This window comes from Dietzia sp. B44 (assembly GCF_014145245.1).
In the GTDB taxonomy this organism is placed as follows: domain Bacteria; phylum Actinomycetota; class Actinomycetes; order Mycobacteriales; family Mycobacteriaceae; genus Dietzia; species Dietzia natronolimnaea.
Genome location: NZ_JAALEF010000034.1, coordinates 1 through 7,345 on the forward strand (window position 1 = coordinate 1; position 7,345 = coordinate 7,345).

Below are 7,345 nucleotides of genomic sequence, written 5' to 3' on the forward strand. Positions count from 1 at the left end.
ATCCATCACGACAGACAGTACCGCCGACGAGAGGACGTGGACGTGCCGGGAGCGTTCTACCACCAGGTCGCCGAGGGCCGATTCGAGTCCTCACCGTTGACGGCCGGTCCGTGGTCACCGGACTCACAGCACGCCGGCCCGCCCAGCGCGCTGCTGGTGCGGGCCATGGAGCGGTTCGAGCGGCGGCCCGGGGTGCGGCTGTCCCGGGTCTCGGTCGACGTCCTCGGCCCGGTGCCCGTGGCGGACCTGGAGATCGAGGTGCGCACCGTCCGGCCCGGCCGCAGCGTGGAGCTGCTCGAGGCCACCGCCTCCGCAGGCGGGCGGCCCGCCCTGGTGGCCCGCGGATGGCGGATGCGGTCGACTCCGGAGGACTTCCCGGTGCACGGCGACCACACCGGTCCCGAGGTGCCGAACGCCCCGCGCGAACGGGGGGCGATGATGTCCTTCGCGTACGCGGACGGATACCTGTCCGTGGTGGACTTCTCGTTCGACCACGGCGACGGGGACGCCCTGGGGCCGGCCCGCGCGTGGGGTCGGAGCCGGCTCGACCTGCTCGAGGGCGAATCGATGACCGGGTGGCAGCACACGATCCTGGTGGCGGACTCGGCGAGCGGGATCTCCCTGGCCACCGACCCGCTCACTCATCCGGCGGTCAACTGCGACCTGGTGGTCTCGCTGCACCGGGAACCGGAACCGGGGTGGGTGCATCTGGACTCCGAGACGGTGGGCGGCCCCGGTCGCGGCGTCATCACCGACACGCTCCTGTCCGACGACCGGGGACGGATCGGCCGCAGCGTCCAGAACCTGTACGGGCGCAGGGCCGGATGAGAGCATGGCCGCGTGAGGTCGCGGTCGGGGTGACGGGCGGATCCGGGCCGAGCGGAGACCCAGGTCACCGGACTCGTCCCGCGTGTCGCACCGCAGGTAGAGTGGCTGGTCGGCCCGATTCCCCCCGAGAGCAGACGAGGTACCCGCGCACGTGATCACCATCGACGACCTGGAGGTGCGCGCCGGCGTGCGCACCCTGCTCCACATGGACGGGTCCTCGTTGCGGGTCCAGCCGGGCGACCGGATCGGTCTGGTGGGCAGGAACGGTGCTGGTAAGACGACGACGATGAGGATCCTCGCCGGCGAGGGTGAGCCGTACGCGGGGACAGTCGTCTCGACCAGCGACGTGGGGTACCTGCCGCAGGATCCCCGCGAGGGCAACATGGATCAGCTCGCGCGCAGCCGGGTCCTGTCGGCCCGCGGGCTGGATGTGCTGATGGTCCAGATGACCGAAGCGCAGGACGAGATGGTCGCCGCCCCGGACGACGCGGCGATGGACAAGGCCGTGCGGAAGTACGGCCGGCTCGAGGACGAGTTCTCCGCGCGGGGTGGGTACGAGGCCGAGAGCGAGGCCGCCCGCATCTGCAACAGCCTCGGACTCGAGGAGCGGATCCTCACCCAGAACCTCGGCACGCTGTCGGGCGGTCAGCGCCGACGGGTGGAGTTGGCGCGGATCCTGTTCGCCGCCTCGGACGGGGCCGGCAAGTCCCAGACCATGTTGCTGCTGGACGAGCCCACCAACCACCTCGACGCCGACTCGATCACCTGGCTGCGCTCGTTCCTCGAGAAGCACGAGGGCGGGTTGATCATCATCTCCCACGACGTCGAGCTGCTCGAGGCCGTGGTCAACCGGGTGTGGTTCCTCGACGCCGTGCGCGGGGAGATCGACGCCTACAACATGGGGTGGCAGAAGTACCTCGACGCCCGCGCCACCGATGAGGCCCGGCGCCGCCGCGAGCGCGCGAACGCCGAGAAGAAGGCCTCCGCCCTCAAGACGCAGGCCGCCAAGCTGGGTGCCAAGGCGACCAAGGCCGCCTCGGCCAAGCAGATGATCCGTCGCGCCGAGACCATGATGAACCAGCTCGACGCGGTGCGGGTGGCCGACAAGGTGGCGCACATCAAGTTCCCCACCCCGGCCGCGTGCGGCAAGACCCCGATGTTCGCCAAGGGCCTGACCAAGATGTACGGCTCCCTCGAGGTCTTCGCCGGGGTCGACCTGGCGATCGACAAGGGCAGCCGGGTGGTGGTGCTGGGGTACAACGGCGCCGGCAAGACCACCCTGCTCAAGCTCCTCGCAGGGGTCGAGCGCACCGACGGTGAGGGCGGCGTCGTCTCCGGCCACGGCCTGAAGGTGGGCTACTTCGCCCAGGAGCACGACACCCTCGACATGGACGCCAGCGTGTGGGAGAACATCCGCCACGCCGCGCCGGACGCGGGGGAGCAGGAGCTGCGCAGCCTGCTGGGGGCGTTCATGTTCACCGGCCCCCAACTCGAGCAGCCGACAGGCACGCTCTCCGGCGGTGAGCGCACGCGTCTGGCGCTGGCCGGGCTGGTGTCCTCGGCGGCCAACGTGCTGCTGCTCGACGAGCCCACCAACAACCTCGACCCGATCTCACGAGAGCAGGTTCTCGACGCTCTACGGACGTACGAGGGTGCGGTCGTCCTGGTCACCCACGACCCCGGCGCCGTCGAGGCGCTCGAGCCGGAGCGGGTCATCATCCTGCCGGACGGCACGGAGGACCTGTGGAACCAGGAGTACATGGAGATCGTCGAACTCGCGTAACCGAGCGAAGCGAGGGCACGCGACGTTCGCGCATCTTCCCGTCGAACTCGCGTGAGCCTGCGACCGCGACGTCGGAGTGAATGAGGGTGGCTTTATGGTAATCGACCAGGCTGGCATATGGGCGAATATTATTGGAGGCTCAATCGCTGGCCTTGTGTCAGGACTATTGATCTCAACAACCCTATGGGCGATTAGCCACTTCTCAAGACCGAAGTTTGAGTACTTCGATGTCGGCAACGGACTCGGGCACTTCTACTACAATCGGTATCGACCAATCATCGTTGGTGGCAGCTTTGTATTGGGACACGGTTCGGCTCTCATCGAACGGAGCGCCCGAGGCGGGCTTGCCGGTTTTTATATGGGCCCAATGCACGACCAAGTGTTCTCCACTTCGACTTACCTGCCAGCGAACGGCGGATTATCGACCGGAGAAACCGTAGGAATATCGTACCGATATGCACCATTTCGTTACTGGTGGAGTTGCGACGCCCGACATGCCGCCTTCTTCCAAGAGTTTAACCCAGTCGATTTGTACTCGTCTCGTGCGAAAAACAGAAAAGAAGCCAGAAAAGACCCGGAATATTCCGCGATCCGGAAGTCTTCGAAGAATTGGAAGCTGGCACACGTAGTACTTAAACCGAGCGCGACTAGAACCAGTTAGATAACTGCAATCGACAAACTATCCCCCTAGGGGACAGGCCCAAAGAGATTACTGGAAAAAGAACTACACTAGCCAGATTTTTCCGCGTCGAGAAGCCCGATAATCTTCCTAAGCGTAGCCCATCCGCCGCGCGATGACCTCAATTGCCCACTCGACAGGCAACGCCTCAGAGAACTTGAGCTTGTCGATCAGGGTCGGAGGTACCGCAGGAAGCGGCCGCTCGCTCTCCGGCAGTGACTCCCAGAACTCAAGTCGCTCCGCTGCAGGCGCAGTCGGCATGCCTTCGTACAAGGTGATCGCATCAGGTTGGACGATCCCGCCTTGCGGCGCCAGTTCCTCGCCCAATGCTGACCCGAGCGCCGCCTGGTACCGACGGTTCGCGGCACTGCCCTCGTAAGTCCACCATTTCCGGACGTTGTCCGTGGTCGTCCAGACCGGGCCGTGATGACTCACCGTGTGGCGCAACCGCTCCTCGTCTACAGCGAGCGAAGCCCGAGCGCGTGCTGTGAGTCGAATCTGTTCGGGAAGTTCGCCCAGCAGTACAGCGCGCATGCCCTGCGCGACCTGCCGACCGATGTCGGCGCCCCCGAACCCGTACCGTGCTCTGCCGCCGCCCGCGGCGGGCTCCACCTGCACCCGGTGCCTGGGCCAGTTGATGTCGGTGACCTTCCAGGACCGCCCGGCAAGAAGCAGATGGATCGGCCCGTCGCCGCTAGTGAGAGCCCTCCACTCTACGGTGCCCACCTCCTGCCGGCCGGCCAGAACGGTGAACTCCCGAGGCATCGCAAAGGTGGTGAGCAGGTCCATGAAGTGGCGGCGGCCGAATACTCTCTCGGCGTCGGGCCCGAGGAACAGGGCGCCGCCGTCGACGTTGAGGTAGCCCCGCTCCACCAGGAAGTCGACGATCAGCTCGGCGGGACGCTCCAGGGTGTCCACATGCATGAGCGGTGTCGCCGCCCACCGGTCCTGCCAGCCATACCGCGGCAGCGCGCCCTCCTGCAGCATCGCGGCCATGATCTGCTGCGCTACCAGGTGCAGAGGCACCGGAGGGGGCACAACGGGCTCGACGTACCCGGAGCCCCAGGCGTGCAGCAGCCCCAGCGTCCGGAGCAGGTGCCGCGGTTCCGTGGCGATGAACAGGCAGTTGCGGACGGTGCCAGCGCGCCGTCCGGTCCGGCCGAGTCGCTGGAGGAAGCTCGACACGGTGGTCGGGGCACCGATCTGGATCATCCGGTCCAGATCCCCGATGTCGATGCCCAGCTCGAGGGTTGAAGTCGCCACGATCACGCAGTCGCGCGCTTCGGCAAAGGCCAGCTCGGACCGCCTCCGTTCCTCGGCGGAGAGCGACGAGTGCGAGAGGTACACGTCCACGTCGAAGCCCCGGAGCATCGATGCGAGCTCCTCGGCCTGCCGTCGACTGTCCACAAAAACGAGCCGCTTCTGCCCCCGGTACAGCTTGGACAGCAACACAGCGGCGGAGTCGAGAGTGTCGACTGCGTCCACGACGATGTCCGCGTCACCGGCAACAGGCCGGACCGCCTCACCCACGGCGACGCCCGGCGCGATCACCCGACCGGCCCTCCCGTCGACGCCGCCCTGCAACCACCGCAGCAGCTCCTCGGGGTTGCCGACGGTTGCGCTCATCCCGATCCGCTGCAGCGGCCGTCCGACCAGGTGCTCGAGGCGCGAGAGGACGGCGGACAGGTGCCATCCGCGATCGTCGCCGGCAAAGGCGTGCACCTCGTCGATCACCACGGTCCGTAGGTTTGCGAACAGCGTGCGGTGGTCGGTCTTGGTGGAGGCCAGCATCGCCTCGATGGATTCGGGCGTGGTGAGCAGGATGTCCGGGGGGTCGGCACGGATGGCTCTGCGGGCGCTCTCGCCGACGTCCCCGTGCCACACCTCGACGCGGCGACCCATCCACGCGGTGTAGTCGACCAGACGCACGGCGAGGTTGTTGAGCAGCGCCTTGAGCGGGGTCACGTACAGCACGGTCAGCCCGGCCCAGTCCTCGTGGGCCATGCGGGTGAGCACGGGGAAGACGGCGGCCTCGGTCTTGCCGCCGGCGGTCGGCGCGAGCAGTAGGGCGTCCTCACCGGCGATGAGCGGCCGGACGGACTCCTCCTGCAGTGGCCGCAGGCCGGGCCAGCCGAGGGAGTTGACGACGTGGTGCTGCAGTAGCGGGTGCAGGGCGGGGAAGCCCTGCGGGGCGCGGTGGTCCATCTAGAGCTCGATGGCGTCGGGGTCGTCGATGAGTGACGACGACGAGCTCGCCAACGCGGACCGTTCGCTCTGACTGAGGTCGGACGCGTCGAGCGTCGGGGTGAAGTGCTGCCGCGGGAGGAAGTCCGGGAACATCTCGACCCGATCCAGACAGTCGACGAGCATCCTCAGGTACTGACGGGGTGCGACCCCCACCTGTCCACCGAGTTTTCCCGCCACTGACTCGGCGAGCATGCGCAGATACGCGTCGTCGACGAGGGTGGTGACCCGCTGGGCTGCGGCGGGGTCGAGGCCGACCGCGTAGAGGTCACGTACGCGCGATCCCACCTCGACGAGCCGATCGAAGTCGAATGGCAGCAGCCGGATTTGTGGCTGCCGAGGGTTGTCGAATCGCGGGTCGGCGTCGAATTTCACGCCGATTCGCTGGTCGAGCGGAGGCAGTCGCTTGATGCCCTGTTGTCCTTCGAAGAAGGCGCTGGTCCCGGTGATGAGTAGGTACATCCCGGGGTAGCGACCTGAGTCGAGTTCGTCGATCCACTGCCTCAGTGCGTTGAGGGCCTTCTCGCGAACGTCGCCGCGCATGCGCTGCAGGGTCTCGACCTCATCCAGGACCAGCAGGAGCCCGCGGTGACCGGAGCCGGCGAGCACCTGGAGTAGCCCCTGAAAGAAGCCCATGGCCAGGAAGTGGTCGAGTTCGCCCTTCACCCCGGCGGCGCGCTTTGCCGACGCCGCCACGTTGCGTTGGCCCCCGAGCCAGGCAGCGAGCCCGTCGGCGACCTCGATGTCGCCGTTAAGCAAAGCCTCCCGATACCCACGCAAGGCCAGTGGGAACACGGGCGCGGCGTCAGCGACGGACCGAAGCCGCTCTTCGAGCAGCTCGGCGCCGTCTGCTCCGGAGGCGGCGGCGTCGTCTTCCACACCGAGGAGCCAGTCGTCGAGTACGGCCCGGAAAGCCTGCCGGGATACCGCAGATGTGCGCAATTCTTCGCAGGATCGCCGGTAGACGGTCTCCAGTCGGTGCAGCGGTGTTTCCAGCTCGGAGATCTGGACTTCAGCCACCGCGAAGCCTCGCTCGATGGCCTGTTGCTGCACCCAGCGTGCGAAGAACGTCTTGCCGGAGCCGTATTCACCACGGACGGCCTTGAATACCGCTGCTCCGCCGGCCACTTTGTCCAGTTCCTCCCCGATTACCGGGGCGAGTCGGTCCAGTCCCACCGCGAGTTGGTCGAGCCCTTCGGCGGGGACCGTGCCCTTGCGCAGTGCATCGATGATGGCGGTGCGGCGGGCGGGGGAGACGGTCATCTACAGTCCGAACTGTTCAAAGAGGGTCTGGGACGCCAGCACCACGTCGTTGTCCTCACGCTCGAGGACCGGCATGCCGTCGACGTTGACGACCTTCTGGATCCTCGCGATGGTGCCGTTGATCTGCAGCGGGTTGAGCCCGAGCGTGGTCCCGAGCACGGCGATAGGCATGCGGCCGTTGTTGGCGGCGATGTCGCGCAGCACGTCCGCCAACTCGCTGGGAGTGGGCTTGAGTTGGTGCGCTTTCACCCGCTCCTTGAAATACGGGGCACGGCTCAGATCCGAAAATTTGTCTGCGGGCTGCTTCGACCGGGCGGGCGCGGGTGTCGGCGAGGCAGTGGGCTCGGCCGGGACTGGGGAGTCGAACAGTGAGACCTGGTCGGCGTCCTGCGGTGCCTTGCGTCGCGTGGCGGTCTTGGCCGCGGGTCCTCGCCCAGAGTGCACGGCGGCAGCCCGTCCAGCAGCCGCTTGTCCCGGGGTCGCCTCGCCCGCAGCACCGGTCGAGGTCGCCGTCGCGATCGGCCACCACGCGGGCCACGGGTCCTGGA

Annotated in this window: 4 protein-coding genes and 1 pseudogene; 2 read left to right on the forward strand and 3 right to left on the reverse strand. The window is 67.2% G+C overall.

Annotated features, from left to right (window positions below):
* Positions 1-828, forward strand: an 828-nt coding sequence (locus G6017_RS01450; RefSeq protein WP_241731324.1) for a thioesterase family protein, incomplete at its 5' end; no start/stop codon positions are given.
* Between the two features lie 151 nt (positions 829-979).
* Positions 980-2,611: an ATP-binding cassette domain-containing protein gene (locus tag G6017_RS01455; RefSeq protein ID WP_182610138.1), complete on the forward strand. Its 1,632-nt coding sequence runs from the start codon at positions 980-982 to the stop codon at positions 2,609-2,611.
* A gap of 769 nt (positions 2,612-3,380) precedes the next feature.
* On the opposite strand, the gene G6017_RS01460 is transcribed toward G6017_RS01455, so the two are convergent.
* From G6017_RS01460 to G6017_RS16455, 3 genes and pseudogenes are all read right to left on the reverse strand, one after another.
* Positions 3,381-5,495 carry a DEAD/DEAH box helicase gene (locus G6017_RS01460; RefSeq protein WP_182610139.1) on the reverse strand — a complete coding sequence of 705 codons (2,115 nt, stop codon included), beginning with the start codon at positions 5,493-5,495 and terminating at the stop codon, positions 3,381-3,383.
* Complete coding sequence (gene brxD, locus G6017_RS01465) at positions 5,496-6,797, reverse strand: BREX system ATP-binding protein BrxD (RefSeq protein WP_182615564.1); 1,302 nt, start codon at positions 6,795-6,797, stop codon at positions 5,496-5,498.
* Positions 6,798-7,345, reverse strand: a pseudogene (locus G6017_RS16455) (hypothetical protein); the annotation flags it as partial.